25 protein-coding genes and 1 tRNA gene are annotated in these 22,121 nt (G+C 41.1%); 20 read left to right on the plus strand and 6 right to left on the minus strand.

Annotated elements, in window-relative coordinates:
* Positions 1-12 precede the first annotated feature (12 nt).
* From KW060_RS04300 to era, 6 genes are all read left to right on the plus strand, one after another.
* Positions 13-555 carry a DUF2062 domain-containing protein gene (locus tag KW060_RS04300; RefSeq protein WP_274757342.1) on the plus strand — a complete coding sequence of 181 codons (543 nt, stop codon included), beginning with the start codon at positions 13-15 and terminating at the stop codon, positions 553-555.
* A gap of 1 nt (position 556) precedes the next feature.
* Entirely contained in the window at positions 557-1,300 is a 744-nt protein-coding gene (locus KW060_RS04305) for a pyridoxine 5'-phosphate synthase (protein WP_249035139.1), read from the plus strand.
* Positions 1,301-1,331: 31 nt separating this feature from the next.
* On the plus strand, positions 1,332-1,733 hold the full coding sequence (gene acpS, locus KW060_RS04310; protein WP_249035140.1) for a holo-ACP synthase: 402 nt from the start codon (positions 1,332-1,334) through the stop codon (positions 1,731-1,733).
* Positions 1,734-1,798: 65 nt separating this feature from the next.
* A complete protein-coding gene (lepB, locus tag KW060_RS04315) occupies positions 1,799-2,593 on the plus strand; it encodes a signal peptidase I (protein WP_249035141.1) in 795 nt (264 codons plus the stop codon).
* Between the two features lie 14 nt (positions 2,594-2,607).
* Positions 2,608-3,300: a ribonuclease III gene (rnc, locus tag KW060_RS04320; RefSeq protein WP_249035142.1), complete on the plus strand. Its 693-nt coding sequence runs from the start codon at positions 2,608-2,610 to the stop codon at positions 3,298-3,300.
* Positions 3,297-4,202, plus strand: coding sequence for a GTPase Era (gene era / locus KW060_RS04325; RefSeq protein WP_249035143.1), 906 nt, complete (start codon positions 3,297-3,299; stop codon positions 4,200-4,202). The genes rnc and era overlap by 4 nt, the downstream gene beginning before the upstream one ends.
* Positions 4,203-4,206: 4 nt before the next feature.
* On the opposite strand, the gene rocD is transcribed toward era, so the two are convergent.
* Both rocD and rocF read right to left on the minus strand, forming a co-directional pair.
* Positions 4,207-5,412 carry an ornithine--oxo-acid transaminase gene (gene rocD / locus KW060_RS04330; protein WP_249035144.1) on the minus strand — a complete coding sequence of 402 codons (1,206 nt, stop codon included), beginning with the start codon at positions 5,410-5,412 and terminating at the stop codon, positions 4,207-4,209.
* 2 nt (positions 5,413-5,414) lie between these two features.
* Positions 5,415-6,350 (minus strand): arginase, encoded by a 936-nt coding sequence (gene rocF, locus KW060_RS04335; RefSeq protein ID WP_249035145.1) that lies wholly within the window; start codon positions 6,348-6,350, stop codon positions 5,415-5,417.
* Between the two features lie 219 nt (positions 6,351-6,569).
* On the opposite strand from rocF, the gene KW060_RS04340 reads away from it, so the two are divergent.
* The 3 genes from KW060_RS04340 (at position 6,570) to KW060_RS04350 (ending at position 9,548) form a co-directional block, all read left to right on the plus strand.
* Positions 6,570-7,052 carry an Lrp/AsnC family transcriptional regulator gene (locus KW060_RS04340; protein ID WP_249035146.1) on the plus strand — a complete coding sequence of 161 codons (483 nt, stop codon included), beginning with the start codon at positions 6,570-6,572 and terminating at the stop codon, positions 7,050-7,052.
* Positions 7,053-7,132: 80 nt separating this feature from the next.
* Positions 7,133-9,193, plus strand: a complete 2,061-nt coding sequence (locus tag KW060_RS04345) for a TonB-dependent receptor (RefSeq protein ID WP_249035147.1) — start codon at positions 7,133-7,135, stop codon at positions 9,191-9,193.
* 28 nt (positions 9,194-9,221) lie between these two features.
* The gene (locus KW060_RS04350) at positions 9,222-9,548 is read left to right on the plus strand and encodes a hypothetical protein (RefSeq protein WP_249035148.1); all 327 of its coding nucleotides are present in this window, start codon (positions 9,222-9,224) and stop codon (positions 9,546-9,548) included.
* Positions 9,549-9,601: 53 nt separating this feature from the next.
* Here the strand turns inward: KW060_RS04350 and KW060_RS04355 are convergent, their stop codons facing one another.
* Complete coding sequence (locus KW060_RS04355) at positions 9,602-9,949, minus strand: hypothetical protein (protein WP_249035149.1); 348 nt, start codon at positions 9,947-9,949, stop codon at positions 9,602-9,604.
* Between the two features lie 125 nt (positions 9,950-10,074).
* Positions 10,075-10,428, minus strand: a complete 354-nt coding sequence (locus KW060_RS04360; protein ID WP_249035150.1) for a hypothetical protein — start codon at positions 10,426-10,428, stop codon at positions 10,075-10,077.
* A 125-nt stretch (positions 10,429-10,553) separates the two neighbouring features.
* On the opposite strand from KW060_RS04360, the gene KW060_RS04365 reads away from it, so the two are divergent.
* The 11 genes from KW060_RS04365 (at position 10,554) to KW060_RS15890 (ending at position 21,055) form a co-directional block, all read left to right on the plus strand.
* Complete coding sequence (locus tag KW060_RS04365) at positions 10,554-11,921, plus strand: phenylacetate--CoA ligase family protein (protein WP_249035151.1); 1,368 nt, start codon at positions 10,554-10,556, stop codon at positions 11,919-11,921.
* A 3-nt stretch (positions 11,922-11,924) separates the two neighbouring features.
* Complete coding sequence (locus KW060_RS04370) at positions 11,925-13,292, plus strand: phenylacetate--CoA ligase family protein (protein WP_249035152.1); 1,368 nt, start codon at positions 11,925-11,927, stop codon at positions 13,290-13,292.
* 398 nt (positions 13,293-13,690) lie between these two features.
* On the plus strand, positions 13,691-15,223 hold the full coding sequence (locus KW060_RS04375; RefSeq protein WP_249035153.1) for a methyl-accepting chemotaxis protein: 1,533 nt from the start codon (positions 13,691-13,693) through the stop codon (positions 15,221-15,223).
* 218 nt (positions 15,224-15,441) lie between these two features.
* The gene (gene gatC / locus KW060_RS04380; protein ID WP_249035154.1) at positions 15,442-15,729 is read left to right on the plus strand and encodes an Asp-tRNA(Asn)/Glu-tRNA(Gln) amidotransferase subunit GatC; all 288 of its coding nucleotides are present in this window, start codon (positions 15,442-15,444) and stop codon (positions 15,727-15,729) included.
* 11 nt (positions 15,730-15,740) lie between these two features.
* Positions 15,741-17,222, plus strand: a complete 1,482-nt coding sequence (gene gatA / locus KW060_RS04385) for an Asp-tRNA(Asn)/Glu-tRNA(Gln) amidotransferase subunit GatA (RefSeq protein WP_249035155.1) — start codon at positions 15,741-15,743, stop codon at positions 17,220-17,222.
* On the plus strand, positions 17,222-18,706 hold the full coding sequence (gene gatB, locus KW060_RS04390; RefSeq protein ID WP_249035156.1) for an Asp-tRNA(Asn)/Glu-tRNA(Gln) amidotransferase subunit GatB: 1,485 nt from the start codon (positions 17,222-17,224) through the stop codon (positions 18,704-18,706). The genes gatA and gatB overlap by 1 nt, the downstream gene beginning before the upstream one ends.
* Before the next feature lie 366 nt (positions 18,707-19,072).
* Complete coding sequence (locus tag KW060_RS04395; RefSeq protein ID WP_249035157.1) at positions 19,073-19,342, plus strand: SEL1-like repeat protein; 270 nt, start codon at positions 19,073-19,075, stop codon at positions 19,340-19,342.
* Positions 19,343-19,521: 179 nt separating this feature from the next.
* Positions 19,522-19,611, plus strand: a tRNA-Ser gene (locus tag KW060_RS04400).
* A 324-nt stretch (positions 19,612-19,935) separates the two neighbouring features.
* Complete coding sequence (locus KW060_RS04405; RefSeq protein WP_249035158.1) at positions 19,936-20,325, plus strand: VOC family protein; 390 nt, start codon at positions 19,936-19,938, stop codon at positions 20,323-20,325.
* A 4-nt stretch (positions 20,326-20,329) separates the two neighbouring features.
* Positions 20,330-20,761 carry a Tom37 metaxin N-terminal-like domain-containing protein gene (locus KW060_RS04410; RefSeq protein WP_249035159.1) on the plus strand — a complete coding sequence of 144 codons (432 nt, stop codon included), beginning with the start codon at positions 20,330-20,332 and terminating at the stop codon, positions 20,759-20,761.
* A 39-nt stretch (positions 20,762-20,800) separates the two neighbouring features.
* The gene (locus tag KW060_RS15890) at positions 20,801-21,055 is read left to right on the plus strand and encodes a glutathione S-transferase C-terminal domain-containing protein (RefSeq protein ID WP_249035160.1); all 255 of its coding nucleotides are present in this window, start codon (positions 20,801-20,803) and stop codon (positions 21,053-21,055) included.
* Here KW060_RS15890 and KW060_RS04415 read toward each other — a convergent pair.
* Both KW060_RS04415 and KW060_RS04420 read right to left on the minus strand, forming a co-directional pair.
* Positions 21,033-21,644, minus strand: coding sequence for a GyrI-like domain-containing protein (locus KW060_RS04415; protein ID WP_249035161.1), 612 nt, complete (start codon positions 21,642-21,644; stop codon positions 21,033-21,035). The genes KW060_RS15890 and KW060_RS04415 overlap by 23 nt on opposite strands.
* Positions 21,645-21,658: 14 nt before the next feature.
* Positions 21,659-22,120 (minus strand): DUF6194 family protein, encoded by a 462-nt coding sequence (locus tag KW060_RS04420; protein ID WP_249035162.1) that lies wholly within the window; start codon positions 22,118-22,120, stop codon positions 21,659-21,661.
* Between the last annotated feature and the right edge of the window lies 1 nt (position 22,121).

Here is a 22,121-nt window from a genome sequence, read left to right on the forward strand (position 1 = left end):
TTTCTGGAAAAGGTGCGTGAATTTATTTGGCCGTCTGCCGGGTGGCGCAGGGCGGGTAATTATATGAAGCACCGCTTGGCCCGTATCGACGGCACGCCTTACGCAATTGCGGCGGGATTTGCATCTGGTGCCGCGGTTTCATTTACACCTTTTGTTGGCCTTCATTTCATATTTGCTGCTGTTATCGCATGGATTGTCAGGGGAAATATTTTAACGTCTGCTATCGGAACGGCTGTGGGAAATCCATGGACTTTTCCGTTTATCTGGGCAGGTAGTTATAACCTTGGCATAAATTTAATGGGCGGGGAAGCAACAGATGACCTAATGGGGCAACTGGATCTGATGTTCAGTAGTTTTACGATTGTCGATCTTGTCAACAATCCGATAGAGGCACTGGGCCCATTTTTGACAACCGTATTTTTACCAATGTTGCTGGGTGGGGCGCTTATCGGTGCGTCACTTTGGTTTTTCTTTTACTGGCCGATTTACAAATTGGTTTCAGAATATAAAATAAACCGCATGAAACGCAGACAGAAAAATAAGAAGGGGATGTAAAATGCCAAATGAAAGAATTCGCCTTGGCGTTAATATTGATCATGTTGCGACGGTTCGTAATGCGCGTGGTGGATTTCATCCTGACCCAGTTCGTGCAGCACTGCTCGCCGAGAAAGCTGGCGCAGATGGCATTACGGCTCATCTTCGTGAAGACCGCCGCCATATCGTTGATGATGATATGGAACGTTTGATGGCCAATATTAAAGTTCCACTTAATTTTGAAATGGCCGCCACCGATGAAATGCTTGAAATCGTAACACGTCTAAAGCCTGCGTCATCTTGCCTTGTGCCGGAAAAACGTGAAGAGTTGACCACAGAAGGTGGCCTTGATGTGATTGGCGGATATGATCATTTAAAAGGATATATCCAGAAATTAAAGGATGTCGGCATTAGCGTTAGCCTTTTTATTGATGCGGATAAGGATCAAATTAAAGCATCACATGAATTAGGGGCGGATAAAGTAGAATTACACACAGGGGCATATTGCGATGCAGAGGGCGAGGCGCGCGCAGCAGAGCTAGAACGCCTACGCGCGGGTGCTAAATACTGCGGTGAGATCGGACTTGAGGTTCATGCGGGGCATGGACTTTGTTATGAAACCGTTGGTGCGGTTGCGCAAATACCTGAATTTACCGAATTTAATATAGGTCACTTCATGATGGGTGAAGCAATTTTTGTTGGGCTTGAGCAAACCATCAAGGAAATGCGCGACCTGATGGGTCAAGGTAGAGCAAAGTGCAAATAGCGCCATTAATTCGCCATAAAGGGCATGTTTTATGAAAATCATCGGACTTGGAAACGATTTAACGGATATTCGCAGGATTGAAAAATCCTTAAACCGTTTCGATGGCCGTTTTATGAAACGTGTTTTTACCGATGGTGAAATTGAATATTGTCAGTCCAAAGGTAATCATGCATCGAATTTTGCAAAAAGATTTGCAGCAAAAGAGGCATGTTCAAAAGCACTAGGGACTGGATTTGCAAAGGGTGTTTATTGGAAAGATATGGAAGTCATTAATGACGATTTAGGAAAGCCGATCTTGAAACTGACGGGCGGTGCACGAGATAGACTTAAAGAACTAACGCCAGATGGGCTTGAGGCACAGATTGACTTAAGCCTTACGGATGAACCCCCACTTGCACAGGCGATTGTTATTATAACAGCAGTAAAAAGTTGAAAAGAACACGAAAATCATTAGTGTCTTGAACAAGAATTTTAAACAATTTTAAAAGAAGTATTTAAATGGACGGCAAAGAAAAGAATAATTCCTTAGGCGAAGGTGCTAAATCAGCACTTCTAAATGAAGGGGAAACGTGGGGTGAGTTCTTTCGCAGCATATTTTATGCATTTTTAATTGCGATTTCGGTCAGAACATTCATCTTGCAGCCGTTTTCGATTCCTTCTGAATCGATGTTAAAGAATCTTATGGTTGGGGACTTTTTGTTGGTGAACAAAATGTCTTATGGTTATTCAAAACATTCCTTGCCTTTTAGTTTACCGATCATACCTGATAGAATTTTTTCAGATGATGTTGAACGTGGCGATGTTGTTGTTTTCCGTCTTCCAAGGGACCCGGATATTTATTACATCAAACGAATTGTTGGCGTGCCGGGTGATAAAATTCAAATGATTAATGGTGAGCTTCACCTTAATGGTGCAAAGCTTCCACGCATTCAAATCGAAGATTACGTCAGAACAAATGAATATGGCCGCGAAGAACGATTTGAACAGTTTGAAGAAGTGATGCCGAGCGGTAAAACATATGTCACACTGAACCGTGAATATGTCAGACGTGCTGATGATACCCAGGTCTTTATTGTTCCAGAAGGACATTATTTTGCAATGGGTGATCACCGTGATAATTCACTTGATAGTCGCTGGCCATCAAGCGAGGGTGTTGGGTTCGTTCCATTTGAAAATATCATTGGTAAGGCAACATGGCTTACATTGTCATTTGATAATCACAGCGCCTTATGGGAATTTTGGAAATGGTTCCCTGAAGAACGCCGTGACCGTTTCTTCACAACGATTAATTAGATCGAGGTAGTATTTTGACAGTTGAAAACGGTCAATATTCAGAGCTTTATGAAATCATTGGATATTCATTTAAGAATGAAGAATTAATAAGAGAAGCATTGACGCATCCAAGTTTGGAAGGTGCGAAAAATTACCAAAGATTGGAATTCGTTGGCGACCGTGTGCTTGGTCTTGCCATTGCTGCGTGGATGTTTGAACTTTATCCTGATGTTGATGAAGGCGGTCTTGCGAGCCGTCACACAAATCTTGTAAGACGCGAAGCATGCGCAAAAGTTGGTGAGGAAATTGGCCTTGGTGATTTTATTCATATGGCCAAAAGCAGCGAAGATACCGGCGGAAGAAAACGTGAAACCATTATCGCGGATGTTAGTGAATCAATCATTGGTGCCATTTATCTTGATGCTAACTATCAAGAAGCCGAAAAATTTATCCGTAAATTTTGGAAAGATCAGGCTTATAATGTAAAAGTTGCAAAACGCGATGCAAAAACAAGATTGCAGGAGCTTGTGCAATCTAAAGGGAAGCCAACCCCAAATTATGTGACGGTCGATAAAGAAGGGCCGGATCATCAGCCTGTATTCACAATAGCCTTAAGGGTTAAGGGGGAAGAAGAAGAGCAGGCAAAAGGAAAATCAAAACGCGAAGCCGAACAGAATGCAGCGGAAGCCATGCTGGAACGTTTGGAAAAGGCGTGGAACGTAAAATGAATATTCAACAAAATACAAAATGCGGATTTGTCGCCCTTATTGGTGCACCAAATGCCGGAAAATCTACACTACTCAATTCACTAGTCGGTAGCAAAATCGCTATTGTGACGCATAAAGTGCAAACAACTAGAGCCAGAATGGTTGGCGTTGCCATTCATGGTGATAATCAAATGGTGTTTGTTGATACGCCGGGCATTTTTACAGCCAAAAAACGTCTTGAGCGTGCCATGGTTTCCGCGGCATGGGAAGGGGCCAAGGATGCCGATGTGGTCGTATTCTTAGTCGACGCTACCTTAAGAATTGATGATGCAACACGTTCAATCGCAGAAGGGTTAAAAGAAAGCGGTAAAAAAGCCATCCTTGCCTTGAATAAAATTGATATTGTGAAGCGGGAAACATTACTTGCCAAAACACAAGAATTAAATGAATTGGGTGATTTTGAAGAAACACTGATGATTTCGGCAAAAACAGGCAATGGTCTTGACGATTTGCAGGATAAGATTGCTGAATTTTTACCGCTAAGTCCTTGGTTGTATCCGGAAGATCATTTAACAGATATCACAGAACGTATGCTTGCCGCGGAAATTACACGGGAAAAGTTTTATCTAAGGTTCCATGAAGAACTTCCATATGCTGCGACCATTGAAACGGAACGTTGGAAAGAATTAAAAGACGGCAGCGTCCGAATTGAACAGGTCATTTATGTGGAACGTGATAGCCAAAAGAAGATAGTTATTGGTAAAGGCGGCCAGGGGTTAAAAGTCATTGGTAAAATGGCAAGGGAGGAGCTTGAAGAGCTGCTCGACCGTAAAGTTCATCTGTTTATATTCGTGAAAGTCCGAAAAGGATGGGGCGACGATAAAGAACGCTATCAGAATATGGGGCTTGAGTGGTCTGATTAATTCATCAGTCCTTAAGCACGTCTGCGATTTGTTCAACCATCCAGTCAATATCGGCCTTTTCCACGATGAGTGGCGGTGCAAGTCGGATCACATAATCATGCGTTTCTTTGCAAAGCATTCCTTTTTCCATTAAGGCTTCACAATATGGTCTGGCAAGGCCAACTGATTTATGTAGCTCGATACCGATGAATAAACCTTTTCCACGAATTTCAGCGATTTTATTGGTTTGGATGGAATTTAATTTCTTTAAAAAATAATCACCAAGCATCGCGGAACGTTCAACAAGCTTTTCTTCTTCGATGACTTCGAGTGCTGCAAGGCCAACGGCTGCGCCAAGTGGGTTGCCGCCATATGTGCTGCCATGTATACCTGGTGTAAACACGTTCATGATTTCTTTGGATGAAACAATCGCGGATACGGGATATACGCCACCACTTAATGCTTTTCCGACGATTAGCATGTCTGGTTTCGCGTTTTTCTCATGCTGATAAGTAAACATTTTGCCGGTTCGTGCTAGGCCTGTTTGAATTTCATCAAGAACAAATAAAACATTGTTTTCGGTGCATATTTTTCGTGCTTCAGATAAATACCCGTTATCTGGCACAATAATGCCTGCTTCACCCTGAATTGGTTCCATGATGATCGCAACGGTATTTTCAGTAATGGCGTTTTTTAAGGCTTCAATGTCATTATAATCAATAAGCGTAAAGCCGGGCAGGAATGGGCCAAAGTTTTTACGGTAATCCGGTTCCGATGACATACTCACCGTTGACATGGTGCGTCCATGGAAATTGTCCCTAAAACAAATAATCTCTGCTTTGTTTTCTTCAACCTCTTTTACCTCATACCCCCATTTGCGGACGGCTTTAATCGCTGTTTCAACGGACTCTGCACCAGTATTCATAGGAAGGGCCATGTCCATTTCTGTTACCTGACATAGCTTTTCTAGGAATTTTCCCATTTGATCATTATGAAACGCGCGTGACGTAAGTGTCATACGGCTTGCTTGATCGGTTAATGCCTTAATGATCTTGGGATGACAATGGCCCTGATTTACGGCTGAATAAGCGCTAAGGCAATCAAGATATTTGTTGCCGTCCGCATCCCATACCCAAATGCCTTCGCCCTTGGATAATACAAGTGGCAACGGGTGGTAATTATGGGCGCTTCGTTCATCAGTTTGCTTGATTATGTCATCTTGCAAGGACATGGTTATTCCCCTTGATAAAGTGAGTGTATTGGGAAAATTTGACGGCCAAAGAGTGATGCTGTTAAATCGACAGCAATTTTAGCTGTGCTATTTTCGGTATCGAGTGCTGGATTAATTTCTGCGATATCCAGTGATCCCATTAGGCCACTGTCATGGACCATTTCCATACAAAGCTGCGCTTCGCGGTAAGTTAGCCCCCCCGGAATTGTCGTTGCAACACCCGGTGCAATGGAAGGGTCAAGACTGTCTACGTCGAAACTAACGTGAAGGTGGGCATTCTTTTCAGAAACTTCATGAAGGATTTCCTGCATTGTTTGACGAATGCCAATTTCATCAATACGGCGCATGTCGTAAACATTAATACCACTATCGATGACCAATTTTTTCTCATTTTTATCAACAGACCGTATGGCGATTTGATAAACATTTTCCGGTTTTACCATTGGGATGGCGTGTCCGACTGCAAGCAAGTCAGGATGTCCAAGTCCTGTTGCAACAGCAACGGGCATGCCGTGGATATTACCTGATGGGGAAGTTTGATTTGTATTATAATCCGCATGTGCGTCGATCCATAATATGCAAATCGGTTTTTCCTGTTCAGCACAATATTTTGCAACAGCCGCAACAGAGCCCACTGACATAGCGTGGTCACCGCCCATCATAATGGGGAAGCGGCCATCTTTCATTTCTGAATATATGGAATCTGCAATTGTATTGGCCCATGCGATGTTTTCTTCCAAATGACGGTATCCATCAACTGGTGGTTGTTCAGGGTTTTTTGGCCCTTCCAGATTACCAATGTCACGGACTTCGCATCCCTGTTTTTTAAGCATTTTATCAATACCTGCAACGCGTAGGGCTTCGGGTCCCATACATGCGCCTCGGTCACTTGCCCCAATATCGCTCGGCACGCCGATAAGTGATACTTTGTCCGTCATAATATTTACCTGTGGTCGAATTACTTGCAGAATGTCCTGCAATTGGTTGATTTTTTTATGTCTTAATAATTTCTCACAATTCTGAATGAATGTAATATTTATTTTTGCTGTATTGCCAAATAATATTCGGTATACTTGTGTGAATTTGAATTTTGTTTTATTAAGCAGTATTCTTATAGATTAGAGGGTGTATGCGGGGTTTCCCCCAAGAGAGATATTATGAAGAAAAAGGCAATCGATCATATTGATCTGAAGATTCTTTCGATTCTGCAAAATGATGCCAGAATTACAAATCATGAATTATCAAATAAAGTGAACCTGTCACCAAGTAGCTGTTTGCAACGTGTCAGAAGACTTGAAGAAGAAAAATATGTGGACCGTTATATGGCCCATATTGATCTTGATAAAATCTGTCGAACAGTTACGGTTATTTTGACCGTTAGTTTACATGATCATACCAATGAAAATTTTGATACATTTAATCGAGCTGTAGCTGAATTTCCTGAAATTGTTGAATGTTATACGGTAAGCGGAAATTTTGATTATTATCTGCGGGTTGTATGTCCGGATATGAAGCGTTATTTGGAACTTAACGATGCATTGATTGAACGGATGCAGGGAACTGCGAATATCAGCGGTCATGTGGTTCTTGAAAATACCAAGCCGTTTGATGGATACGCAATAGATAAACTCGTCGATTAAATTAGAAAACACTTGAATAACTGCGAATAATTCTGCATATAGTATTTGTTATATTGTAACAATACACTTGGTGGAATATTTTGACTTATAATTATGGGAAATTATTTCTGTTAGCCGGAACGGCATTAACAGCAATTTCATCTGCAAATGCGGCACAGGATGAGGCAACTTCGTATGAAGCTTCATACGAGAATGTTGATAAGGTCGTTGTATTCGGTCGCGCAGAAAAATTAATCGGTACAGCAGATTCTGCATCTGATGGTGTTGTAGGGTATGCCGACTTTACAACAAGACCATTGTTACGCGTTGGGGAACTGGTGGAAGTGATCCCCGGCATGGTAGCGACCCAGCACAGTGGATCAGGTAAGGCAAATCAATATTTCTTGCGTGGCTTTAATCTTGATCATGGTACTGATTTTCTGGCAACTTTCGAAGGAATGCCAATTAATCTGCCGACCCATGGGCATGGACAGGGGTATCTTGATCTAAATTTCATTATTCCAGAAGTTGTTGAAACAGTAGAATATAGAAAAGGGCCATATAGCACTGAAATCGGTGATTTTTCATCGGCGGGTTCAACCAATTTTAATATTTATGACAAATTGGATCAGAATTTTGCAGAAATTAACATCGGGCAAAATGGCTACTACCGTGTTGTTAGCGGTAATAGCGTTGAATTATCAGATGGTAATTTATTATTCGCTGCAGAAGGTCAATTGAATGATGGCCCTTGGGTGCTTGATGATGATTTAAAGAAATATAATGCCATCATGAAATACAGCCTGGAAAATGATGCTGTAAGAACTGAATTGCTGGCGACAGCCTATCATTCAACTTGGATGGCCACAGATCAAATCCCAATGCGCGCTGTTGAAAATAACATTATTGATGAAATGGGTAATCTTGATGATGATCTTGGTGGCAATACGACACGTATGTTATTTTCCGGTAAAGTTGAAACGGAAAACTTAACTGCACAAGTTTACGGTCAGTATTATGACTTTAATCTATTTTCCAATTTTACTTATTTTCTTGATGATCCGGTACGTGGTGATGAATTTGAACAGGTTGATAATCGTTCTATATGGGGCGGGAATTTTTCCTATTCTGATGATGCTTCATTAAATGATATGGATATGGTTTGGACTGTTGGCAGTTCTATTCGTTATGATCAGATCAAAGAAGTGGGATTATATAAAACAGAAAGCCGTGTTCGTCATACAACAATCAGAAATGATTCTGTTGATGAATTGGCATTTGGTGGTTATGCGGATGTGAAGCTCTATCTGAATGATGATTTCAGGGTTTCCGGTGGCGTAAGAGTTGACCGTTTTAGTTATGATGTGACGGCACAAAGGCTTGAAAATTCCGGAAGCGGAAACCAAGCAGCTGTAAGTCCAAAAATTTCCGCAGCATACCGTGTTCACGAAACCGCAGAAATTTACGCCAATTATGGTCATGGGTTCCATTCAAATGATGTTCGGGGTGCGGCGATCAGTGTTGATCCTGTGTCTGGCGATCCGGTATCTGCTGTTCCTGTAATTGCGAAAAGTAAAGGTGCGGAAATTGGTATTCGCCTTGAACCAAATGATGACTTTAATTTTGCTGTTTCCGGTTTCTGGCTTGATCTGGATAGTGAGCTTGTTTTTGTTGGGGATGCTGGTGCAACAGAAGTTAATGATGGAAGCCGTCGTTATGGTGTTGAGGTTGCAGCATTCTGGCAGGCCAATGACTGGCTTGCGTTTGATTTAACGGCGGCAAGTACGGACGCAAAATTCAATCTGGATAATGACAATTATATTCCGGGTGCTGTACGTTCCGTTTTAGGGGCGGGGGCTACGGTTACGCTTGATAACGGTCTTACATCCAGTTTAAGGGTGCGTCATTTCGGAAGTGCACCACTCATTGAAGATAACAGCGTACGTTCAGAACCAACCACATTAGTAAATTTTGGCGCGTCATATGATTTTGATCGATACACAATTGAATTTGATGTTTTCAATGTCCTTAATTCAAATGCGCGTGATATTACTTACTTCTATGAATCACAAATGGCGGGTGAAGCTGCCGCAGTCGAAGATATTCATTATCATCCTGTTGAGCCGCGAATTGTACGCGTAGGGTTTAAAGTTAAATATTAAGTTCTAATTTTTGTGATATAATGGGCGTATGCGGTTATTTGACCTATTATCAGAGTTTAAAATCAAGGACTGGCTAAAAAAACGTCAGGACCCGGATTATATTGCGCCGCCATCTCCTGATAAAACAGAACTTGGCCAACCTTATGAATCTTTCCTTTTTGATGAAATCAAGAAATTGATTATCGAGGCATCAGAATATCAAGGCGAAGAGAGAAAGAAGAGGCTATCCAAAGTCACTTCATTGGAAATTCAGTTGCTCGCGTCATTAGAGCAGGGCGGCTATAATATGATGGCGACTAATATGGAAAAGAATATTCTAAAATTAAAAAGCGAATATCTTTGGAATAAAAAATAGGGGCCATATATGGCCCCTTTTAGGTTATGGGAAGGTATTAATTAGATAGTTAATTATTTTGAACCGTACATATCTAGGCTATAACCACCCCAGCTCATATTGCCTTCTAGTGAATTACCATCGATAGTGGCTTTTAAATCCGCTGTGTCAGACATGCCGGCATCAGCAATATAAAGATCACCTGATAATACAAGCACGCCATCTTTAAGTGTACCCTTAAGTTCATCACCATCTGACGTACCTGTCGCATTTTCACCGTCAACTTTAATATCCATAACAATTGACGTTGATCCTTCTGCTGCGGAAAGCGTAATGCTCCATTCACCCTCAGCATCAGCCGCGAAGCTGGATGTTACCATGAGTAAGGTTGCAAATACTGCAGTCATAATTCTGGTTATCATAATTTATTCCTTTTCAGTTGTTAGCGAAGGAATGATAACTTTACTTTACCGTAAAGTAAAGTTGAATCGTAAAATAAAAGGGCGATCTGCCGCCCTAATGTATTTTATTATTTAATTATAGTTACTTAGTCGACTTTAACGCCGTAAACGCTTGCGGAATACATGTCCCATGTTGCATTTCCGGTTAGGTCGTTACCTTCTAACTGCGCTGTCATATCAAGAGTGGCGGACATTCCAACTTCCGGGACATACATTGGTCCTTTGATTTTTAATACACCATCTTTATATGTGCCTTCTAACGCATCACCATCAGCATCGGCGGTAACTGTTTCACCATCGACCATGATTTCAAAGGGGATTGTTGACCCACCTTCAGCTGTTGAAAAAGTTATGCTCCAATTGCCATCAATGTCGGCAGCAAGAGCACTTGAAATGAATAGTAATGAAAGTGAAATTATCCCTAAAAACCGTAAAATCATTTTTTCCTCCTCTATGTTATCCTTGTAAACAAAGGTATTTTATGACATATGCTTTTTGAACGCAAATGCAGTGAAATTAAGATTTTATAGTAGTATAAATAATTGTTGGGGGTAGTGTAGCTTAAATGAGTAAGTATCCAGATTTTCTTAAGAATATTAAACGAAGAGAAACTTTGTTTTGGCCAGTGGATAATAAAAACATTCATGCTTCATTTGATATAATTAATGAAAAAATTCAGCAAAGCCAATGGTATAAAAATGACATAGCCGAAGAGCTACTTAGAAGGCAGCTTGGGAAAATATGCGGTCATGCTTTTAAAAATACCCCATTTTTTAGGAAGAGACTTGAAAACCTGAGAATTGATAAAAAGAAAGGGGTTGATTTAAAGGATTTCAGTAATATTCCCATTTTGAAAAGAGCTGATATTCAGAACCATAAAGATAAAATGCATAGCCGGGACTTGGCTATGGAAAATTATGGTGCTACAGATTTAAGTACAACAGGATCAACATCAACCCCGTTGGCGGTAAGATGGTCTCGATGCGCATATTTGGTTACGACTGTATTGCAGGATAGATGGTATAAATGGGCAGGTTTGGATGGTAATCGTAATTTAGCAAGGTTGTATTCAGAAGCTGATGAGATTAATGGAAATCAGGGCAGTTTTTCAAAAGGCTGGATGTCGGGAAACCCAAATGGGGGGTATGCAGTAAATAGCAGTACACTTCCAATTTCAATTCAGGCAAAATGGCTGGAACATATTAAACCAGATTATTTAATGGCATATCCGTCTAATGTTTATGCAATTTTTGATTATGCCGAAAATAATAATATTGATTTAAGTTCAATTGAAAAAATACTGACTTATGGTGAGGTTCTATCCTGCGAAACGAAGAGTTATTTTTTAAATGAACATGCAATAGATGTCATAGATAAATACAGCTGTCGTGAAACCGGATGTATGGCATTGAAATGCAAATCTTCGGATAATTATCATGTACAAACGAGTAATGTATATCTTGAAATTTTACGAGAAGATGGTTCAGCTGCAGAAGAAGGGGAAGTTGGCAAGGTTGTTGTAACAAGCCTTACGAATACAGCTATGCCATTGATTAGATACGAAGTCGGGGATTATGCAGCTGTCGGGTCGAAGTGTGTTTGTGGACGTGGATTGCCAACAATTAAAAAAATAATGGGCCGCACCCGTAATATGGCAAAATTGCGGGATGGGGATAGTTTCTGGCCACGATTTTATACGGAAGAGTTAATATCAAAAACCCCAGTTAAGCAAATTCAATATATTCAGGTTGATTATGAGAAAATTCATGTACTTTATGTATCTGATGGTGAAATTTCTTGTAATGACCGTATAGACGTGTGTAATAGTGCTAAGAAATTATTTCCATTTCCTATTGAAGTTACTATTGAAAAGGTTGATTTTGTTGGGCGCGAATGGGGTGGTAAGTTTGAAGATTTTTTATGCGAAATATAGTGAATGAATTTTAATAGTCCGATTAAAACTCAAATTGATAGAGAAAAAAATAGTTTATTCTGGGCTGTCGATGCCAAGAACTTTTTTGCTTCATCAAACATAATTTCTGAAACTATTCTTCAGTCTCAATGGTATGATCAAAGAGAGGCACAAGATTTACTTGAGCAACACTTGGGGAATATTTGTGTACATGCTCGCAAGTATACTTCTTATTATAAAAAACTTCTTTCCAATGTACTTATTGATAAAAAACGTGGAATTAAACTTTCTGAATTCCATAAGATCCCAATTTTAAAAAGACAAGATATTCAAGATAATACAAAAAGAATGCATAGTAAGCATCCTAAAATGGAAATCGGGGCTACCGATCTGCCTACGTCTGGATCAACGTCTGAACCTGTTGTTGTTAGATGGGCAAGATGTTCTTATCTTTATACCACTATCCTTCAGGAGAGGTGGTATCGTTGGGCGGGCCTTGATGGAAATAAGAACCTTGCACGTTTATATTCAGATGCCCCAAAGAGCAAAGGTAATATGGGTAATTTTTCTAATGGATGGATGGATGGGTTCCCAAAAGGGGGGTACGCGACAAACAGTAGTGCTTTGCCGATTTCTCATCAGACACGCTGGCTTGCTCATATAAAGCCAAATTATTTAATGGCTTATCCTGCAAATGCAGTTTCTGTCTTTCAATATGCTGAAGAACATAAACTCGATTTGAGTTCCATCGAAAAGATTTTGACATATGGCGAGGTATTAACACCGGACATAAAAAACATGTTTGAAAAAAAACATGATATTGAAGTGATTGATAAATACAGTAGCCGTGAAGTCGGATGTATGGCCCTTAAATGCAAGAATTCTGACCTGTATCATATTCAGACAAGCAATGTGTATTTAGAAATATTACGTGAAGATGGAACACCGGCAAAAGAGGGCGAAGTAGGGAAAATTGTTGTCACTAGTCTTACTAACACATCAATGCCGATCATTCGTTATGAAATTGGGGATTACGCGACCGTCGGGCCAAAATGTGATTGTGGGCGAGGGCTGCCGACAATTAAGAACATAATGGGCCGGGCACGTAATATGGCGAAAGACAAAAATGGGGACAGTTTTTGGCCACGCTTCCATTCTGATGATTTCGCACTTTTAATTCCTGTAAGACAGATTCAGCTTATACAGAGGGATTATGATAAAATTCATGCACTTTATGTTTCTGATGCTGAGTTATCTGAAAATGATTTGGAAATCATGCATGACGAAATTCAAAAAATCTTTAAAGATAATGTTGATATTTCAACCGAGAGGGTCGAATTTATCGGACGTGAATGGGGTAGTAAGTTCGAAGACTTCAAATGCGAAATTTAATCAATTAACTTCCATCTTGTTTAACGACAAAAAAATATCAAACCAAGTTTTCATTAATCATTTATTAAACCTATTTAAAATATTATGCCTTTGAATTGATGTTAATGATTTGTAATTGTTAACGTTTTGATTTTAAAGGTGTAGTGAGTAATTCTAAGAATGATTCAAAATTTTTGAAGGTTCAAGAATGTTTGCCAAAATAAGCAATATAAAATTGCGGGCAAAGTTATACATAAAATTAAGGAAAAACCAATAATCAGGTCAGGTTTTTCCATTTGTTAAACGCTTATCAATATCAGGGTAGAAATTATTTTTGTGTTTAACCTCTTATGGCAGTTGGTCATTGAGGGGAGATGCAGTTGTTTTGAATTAAATGTAACCGAACAATGGAGATATTAATGTTTGGAGCGCTAAAAAAAATAAAAGAACCTGTTGATATTCAGGATAATTCCAAGAATTCTGAACTAGAAGAATTACGTAAAGAAAATGAATTATATAAAGCGGCATTTGATTTAGTTACCAATGTCGCAAGCAGCCTTGCTCAAGGTGATTTGAATGCAAGAATTGTCCATTGGGAACAGATGGGTGAGTTATCTGGAACGCTTGCAAATTTAAATAGATTTCTTGACCTGACTGATGCCTATGTCCGTGAAACAGGTGCGACGCTTGAACACGCCGCAGAAGGTAAATATTACAGAAAATTTATCAGAACGGGGATGCTTGGTGATTTTGGACAAGGGTCAGTCATCATCAATAACGCAAGAGAGCGTATGTTCAAAAACGATGTAAGCAGAAAAGATGAACTGATTGGTATTGCTGATAACCTTGAAAAAGAGGTTAAAACATCCATCGATTATGTTTTAGAAATCAGTGAAAGAATGCGTTCAGAATCAGAAGATATGGCCGTAAACCTCGAGGAAGTTGCCGAGCAAGCAAACCATGTGGCGGATTTATCAACAAATGCAACGAACAATGTAGAAACCTGTGCCGCTGCATCAGAAGAAATGTCAGTAACAGCACAGGAAATCTTTAGACAGGTTACATCATCAAGGGAATCATCTGAAAAAGCAGAAATTGAACTTGAAAGCACAACGGCGATTGTACAGGACCTGGCATCTGCAGCCATTGAAATTGGTGAAATTTCCAACATGATTAAGGATATTGCCTCACGTACAAATCTATTGGCGTTGAACGCCACGATCGAAGCAGCAAGAGCAGGCGAAGCAGGTAAAGGTTTTGCCGTGGTCGCGACAGAAGTTAAAAATCTGGCCAATCAAACCGCTGAAGCGACAGACCGTGTTGATTTGCAAATCACAACAATTCAGGAAATGGCGAATAATGCAACGCAGGCCGTGGAAAGCATTGGTGATGCTATTCGTGAAAGTGGTGATATTTCAAAATCTGTTGCTGATGCGACACAGGAACAGTTAACCGCAACCAAAGAAATTAGCCAAAGCGTGCTTGAGGCTGCAGAATCCACAAGAACATCATCAACAAGCACACTTGATGTTGTAAATAAAACGCAGAAAAGTTCTGAAATTGTGAAAGAAGTTGCCAGTGAAGCCGTCGGTGTATCAGAAGCAACACAACAGCTTTCTGCAAAAGTGGTTACAATCATGAGTAACTTACGTGGTTATGAAGCATTCAACAGACGTACAGAAGAACGTTTGAAGCCAAAACCAAAGATGGATTGTACGGTTCATTTCCAAGGCGGGGTTTTTGAAAGCGGTATCGCAAATGTTAGCCGCGGTGGTGCAGCTATCCATTCAAAAGCGCCAGTCAAAGAGATGGATAATATATCCTTTATGCCAGAAGGTTGGAATGAAGAGTTAGTCGCATCTGTGATCGAAAATGATGATGGTTTCGTCAGGGTCCAATTTAAAACAGGACAAGGCGAAGATATTTCGCGGTTATTAAACTTGATGCAATAGAAAAACGAGGACGTCGATTTAATGCGGCGTCCTTTTTTTATTCTGTTAAAATTACGGTCCTATGTCGAAATACTAGGAGAATCCGGATTAATTCCTGTTTAATTCTGAAAAGTGCAAACAATGATTTGTTTGCTTCACTAAAGCCTTGCGAATATGCCTGTCTGGTGCTAATTTCCCGCAGTTAAATCTCTATTAAAAAATGAAAAGGACAGACCATAATGTCAGTCGATAAAGATACAGTTGCGAAAATCGCAAATCTGGCACGGATTGAGGTTTCAGATACAGAGCTGGAATCAACCGTAGGAGAGCTGAATAACATCCTTGATTGGGTGGAACAGCTTGGTGAAGTTAATACGGATGGTGTAGAAGCAATGACCAGTGTTGTTGAAGCATCACTACCACGTCGCGAAGACAAAGTTACAGATGGCGGTTACCGTGATCAGGTTCTTAAAAACGCACCGGAATCAGAGCATGGTTTCTTCGCTGTGCCTAAAGTAATCGAATAGGAGAGGGGAATATGACTGAACTTACAAAAATGACCCTTTCCGAAGCGCGTGATGCCCTTCATAAAGGCGATATTACATCGGTTGAAATTACGGAAGCACATCTTGCTGCAATGGAAGATGCAAAAGAGCTTAACTGTTATGTTGAGGTAACAGCCGACAAAGCCATGGAAATGGCATCATCCGCTGACGAAATGATCAAAGCTGGTAATGCCAAGGGCATGACCGGTATTCCGATAGGAATGAAGGACCTATACTGCACAAAAGGTGTTCACAGCCAAACATGTAGCCATATTCTTGATGGTTTTAAACCTGAATATGAAAGTACAGTTTCCGGTAATCTTTGGAACGATGGCGCCGTTATGCTTGGTAAGACCAATATGGACGAATTTGCCATGGGTTCATCCAATGAAAACAGTTATTACGGTCCGGTGAAAAATCCGTGGCGTGCGACTGGCAGCGATAAAGATACGGTGCCTGGTGGTTCATCGGGTGGTTCCTCTGCTGCGGTGGCAGCAGATATCGCGATTGCGACAACAGGTACTGATACAGGTGGATCAATTCGCCAGCCAGCATCATTTACCGGTCTTGTTGGACTTAAGCCAACATATGGACGTTGTTCACGTTTTGGTATGATTGCATTTGCATCATCACTTGATCAGGCAGGACCGCTTACCAAGACGGTTCGTGATGCGGCGATCATGATGGAAAGCATGGCTGGATATGATCCAAAAGATTCTACGTCAACAAATATTGCTGTTCCGAATTATGAAGCAGCCTTAACAGGCGATATACGCGGTCTTAAAGTCGGTATTCCAAAAGAGTACCGCGTTGATGGCATGCCGGAAGAAATTGAAAAACTATGGCAACAAGGTGTTGAATGGTTAAAAGATGCTGGTGCAGAAATCGTAGACATCAGCTTACCGCATACAAAATATGCGTTGCCGACTTATTATATCGTTGCACCAGCCGAATGTTCATCAAACCTTGCACGTTATGACGGTGTTAAATACGGCCTTCGTGTAAAGGGCGATAGCCTTGATGACATGTATAAGAAAACTCGTGCTGCTGGTTTTGGTGACGAAGTGAAACGTCGTATCCTGATCGGTACATATGTGCTTTCAGCAGGTTATTATGATGCATATTATCTTAAAGCACAGCGCGTTCGTACATTGATCGCGAATGATTTTAAAGCTGCGTATGAAAAATGCGATGTGATTTTAACACCAACGGCGCCAAGTGCGGCATTTAACCTTGGTGAAAAGGTTTCTGACCCGCTTTCCATGTATTTGAATGACGTATTCACTGTTCCAGCATCCCTTGCTGGTCTACCGGGTATTTCCGTTCCAGCAGGACTAAGCAATGATGGATTGCCGTTAGGGTTACAATTAATCGGACAAGCATTCGGTGAAGAACAACTTCTAAATGTTGCAAATGTAATGGAAGGCGCCGCAAGCTTTACCCATAAACCAACCAAGTGGTGGGGAGACGTATAATGACAAAATTATTTCCAGGTGCCACAGGTGATTGGGAAGCCGTAATTGGCCTTGAAATCCATGCACAGGTTATTTCTGAAGCAAAACTATTCTCTGGTGCGGCGACGGCCTATGGCGCAGAGCCAAATTCACAAGTAAGCTTTGTTTGTTCAGCACAGCCGGGAATGCTTCCGGTAATTAACGAAGAATGCGTGCGTCAGGCAATCCGTACAGGTCTTGCCATGGGTTGTAAAATCAACCTACGCAGTATTTTTGATCGTAAGAACTATTTCTATGCTGACCTTCCACAAGGTTATCAGATTTCACAGTATCTTGATCCGATTGTGGGTGAGGGGCATGTGGCAATCGACCTTGAAGACGGGAGCACAAAAGAAATCGGTGTTGAACGACTTCATCTTGAACAGGATGCTGGTAAATCAATGCATGATCAGCATCCAACGATGACATATGTTGACCTTAACCGTTCTGGCGTAGCGCTTATGGAAATTGTTTCCAAGCCGGACATGCGCACACCGGAAGAGGCAGCAGCATACTTCAAGAAAATTCGTTCGATTGTTCGTTATGCGGGTACATGTGACGGGAATATGGAACAAGGTTCCATGCGTGCGGACGTAAACGTATCTGTCCGTCGCCCAGGCGAAGAGTTCGGTACACGTACAGAAACTAAAAACGTGAACTCCATCCGTTATGTGATGCAGGTGGTTGAAAGCGAAATTCGCCGTCAAATCGATCTTATCGAAGATGGTGGTACAGTTGATCAGGAAACACGTCTTTTCGAAGTGGCCACGGGTACAACACGTCCGATGCGCTCTAAAGAAGAAGCACATGATTATCGTTACTTCCCTGATCCAGATCTTCTGCCACTTGAATTTACTCAGGAATTCGTGGACAAGCTAGCAGAAGATATGCCGGAACTTGCAGACGCAAAGAAAAAACGTTTCATCGCGGATCTTCATATTACGCCGTATAATGCGGATGTTTTGACAGCAGAAAAAGAGAACGCGGATTATTTTGAAACGCTTCTTGCAGCGACCGTAGAAAAAACTGGCAAGCCGGTTTCTGAACTTGGTAAGCTTGTATCTAACTGGGTGACTTCTGACCTATTTGGTGCACTTAAAAAGCTTGGAAAATCTATTGGTGAAAATCCAGTGTCGATTGAGCATGCAGCAGAGCTTCTTGGTCTTCAGGTGGAAGGCACTATTTCCGGTCGTATCGCTCGTGATGTTTTCGAGATTATGATCGAAACAGGGGATAGCCCAGAAAAGATCGTAGAGGACAAAGGCCTTAAGCAAATGTCCGATACAGGTGAGATCGAAACGATGATTGATGAAATTCTTGCGGCTAATGCTGACAAGGTGGAAGAATATCGTGGTGGTAAAGATAAACTATTCGGTTTCTTCGTCGGCCAGGTGATGAAAAAGACCCAAGGTAAAGCAAACCCACAAGTGGTTAATCAATTGCTTCGTCCTAAGCTAGATGGTTAAAAATTACTAAGACTGTACTTAAGAGCCAGCGAAACCGATTTCGCTGGCTTTTTTGGTTTTAAGGTGTAAAATAAATACACTTAATAAATATGGTTACTCATTTCTTATTTTTATAGCGAAAATGATTCTTTTATTAATTAAGAATCAGGCGGGAAATATCCCCAAATTGGTAAAAATTAACCTTTTTCGCATTTGTTAACCTTTAGTGGTTAATGCTATTTTTCTTTTTAAAACAATACGTTAGAAAATTAATTTTCTTGTTAACTATTTTTTTATAGTTACAAATCTATTTTATTAACCATAAGTTGCGAACCAACGCAGCAAATTGCAGCAAATAAGCAAACACGAGATTAAGGAGCAAATGTAATGGGACAGGTAGACAAAGATTATATCAAAAACCGGATGGCAGCCGCCGAAAAAGGCACGGCGGAAGCATATTATGATCTTGGGTTACTATATTCAATCGGTCATGGGGTTGAGCAGGATAATATAGAAGCACATAAATGGTTTAATCTGGCAGCGATGCGCGGCATGATCAGCGCACAAATCGACCGTGCAGAAGTGGCAGATGGTATGTCACATATGGAAATTTCTGAAGCGCAAAGAAAAGCGCGTGAATGGATGGTAACACACTAAGTTTTTAGTTTTTTTGGGTGAAGTAAAGAGTTGAGTTAAGAGGATCTACCGTCCAAATAATAATTTGTTCTAACTAAAATTTAGGCATGGAATTGATTTCCATGCCTTCTTTTTTTTATGGTGCACTTTTTTTCAGAAATGTTTTGACAAGAGGGCCGTGCTTCACTAAAAACGGCGGCGGAGAGGTGCCAGAGCGGTCGAATGGGGCTCCCTGCTAAGGAGTTGTGCCCTCACGGGTACCGAGGGTTCGAATCCCTTCCTCTCCGCCATTAACTACAAACGAACTTTCATATGCCTGAGATGGCATAGCCTCAAAAGCCCAGCATTTGCGGGCTTTTTCGCTATTTGCAATTGACTTCCTCTCTATAAAAACACCCCGTTTTTCTCTAATTTTCCTCCTATATATGCCCCTTTCCTGAAAAACACCGTACTTGGAAAAGCGAAGTACGGAGCTTTTAGTCATGGGAAATCAAGGGCTTGGCAATTGACCAGTTCGCAGCAGTCTATGCCTGTCATTGTTATAACCGCTCTCTTTGTCATGGACAAATGCACTCTTATCCAGTAGTCTTTTCACTGGTTATAAAGGAGAAAAGATGCAGCTGAAATACACCATTTTATACGTTAAGAATGTTACACAGAGCATAGAATTCTATGAAAAAGCCTTTGGTCTTGAGCGCGGAATGATTCATGAATCTGGAGACTATGGAGAATTAAAAACAGGTACTACAACGCTCTCTTTTTCTTCTCGTCGCCTCATGACAGAACTTGGTAAATCTCCAGGAATACCTGATGTAAAATCTCCTGTTTTTGAAATTGCGTTTGAAACGAATGATGTGTCTGCAGCTCTTGAAAAAGCAAAAAATGCTGGCGCAACCGTTATTCAGGATGTTAGAGAAGAGCCGTGGGGGCAAACCACTTCTTATGTATCAGATAAGGATGGATACTTGGTTGAGATCTGCTCACCAGTAGGAGGCGCGGGATAGAGAAATGACACTTACACTTTACAAATTTGGCCCCCAGTGGGGCATTGATGACCCAAGTCCCTTTTGCTTAAAACTGGAAAGCTATCTAAAACTGGCTGACCTTGCCTATGACGCACCTCCGTTTGATATTTCGATGTTTAAGAAAGCGCCTAAAGGAAAATTTCCTTTTGTGGATCTTGGCGGCGGTCAGCTTATGGGGGATTCAGGTCTGATTATAAACCACTTGGTTGATAGTGGGGCATATGATCCTGATGCGTCGCTTTCAGCAGAGCAAAAAGCAATATCTCTTGCATTTCGGCGCTTGCTGGAAGAAAACCTCTACTGGGTTTTGATTTACTCACGATGGAAAGATGCGCCTGGCTGGAATGTCATTAAAGAGACCTTTTTTGGAGATGTTCCGGCGTTATTAAAAGGTTTCGTGCAAAAATCCCAGTAAAAGAAAATATGGAACAAGGCGAAAGCGCATGGCATAGGATTGCACGACCATGACGAAATCTATCGGATTGGACAAAAAGATATACAGGCGCTTTCGGATTTTCTTGGTAACAAAACATATATTTTTGATACAGACAAACCTACGATATTGGATTTGACGCTGTATGCTTTTACCGCCAATTTCCTGAAACCACCCATTGAAAATCCACTGAAAGCGGCTGTGCAGTCAAAGGAAAATCTTGTGGCGCATTGTGAACGTATACATAGCCTTATTACGCTACCGGCTGGCGAATGATTGTTTTCCATCGCTCTGGCGCAGCCCTGCGAACATCGCTTAAATAGATTTCATGGTGCTTTCCGCGCCTTTGGTAACCGCTTTCTTCGATAAATACGTGTAGGTTTTCAACCGTTGGCCCTTCTTCGGAAAACGGGCCGATATGCATGATTTGCGCCGCCTTTCCTTCCTCCAGAGATTCAAAACGCACCAAGGGTAAGGAAACAGGATTCTTTTTGGCTTTGACCTGCCGCGTTACTTGCTCAACCATATCTTCAGTGATGAAGTCCGGCTGCATAATCATTAGCGTCCATTTCCAACCTGCCTTGTCCTCTACGCTGAACGTCTCCATATCATCGGCCCACCACAGCCCTTCCAGCGGCAGGACGCCGTAATCGATACCAATACCTCCCTTTTTGACCATAAATTTCAAGGCATAAGAAAGCGGATACAAAGCATTGATCGCGTCCTGAAAGGATTGCGCCGTATTGGGATCGCCTTGCCCATCGATCATCAAATAATTCAGAGAAGGCACATCAACAATTTCAACAATCTTTGCGGAAGGTTTGTAGAGATGTTTTAATTCTTTTTTGAAATCTATTTTTCCCATTTATTTTCCACCTTTCATTTTTTCTGAGAATTTAACTTCTTCATCGTTGTTTTCACTGCCTTATCGTAGGCATTATCCAATAATTGTTTGCATGTTTCAAAAGTTTCAATACTTGGATTCAAAATACAAACCCATCCCATCCAGCCATAAACAGGATGTGGTAATACGATGTCTGTTCTTTGGAAATCGTAGCAACCATCTATGAAACAACCCTTTGCTGGTCGTTTTGGCAGCGTGTTGAACAATGACAAATAAACATCTTTGCTTACACCCATATTCAGCCTGAAAATGCCCTTACGATCCAAATACGACGCTTTATCATTGTCACCGTCTTTTTCTTTCAACGTAGCAAAATAGGTTCCGCGTTTTAATTGATGCCCCGGATTTAGGAAGAAGCTTTTTTCGCCCCAGCTATCCAGCGGGTTTACGTCTGTAAAATTTTCTAAAATGTAGTTTTCAATATCTTGGGGGTTCATC

This window comes from Pseudemcibacter aquimaris (assembly GCF_028869115.1).
In the GTDB taxonomy this organism is placed as follows: Bacteria; Pseudomonadota; Alphaproteobacteria; order Sphingomonadales; family Emcibacteraceae; genus Pseudemcibacter; species Pseudemcibacter aquimaris.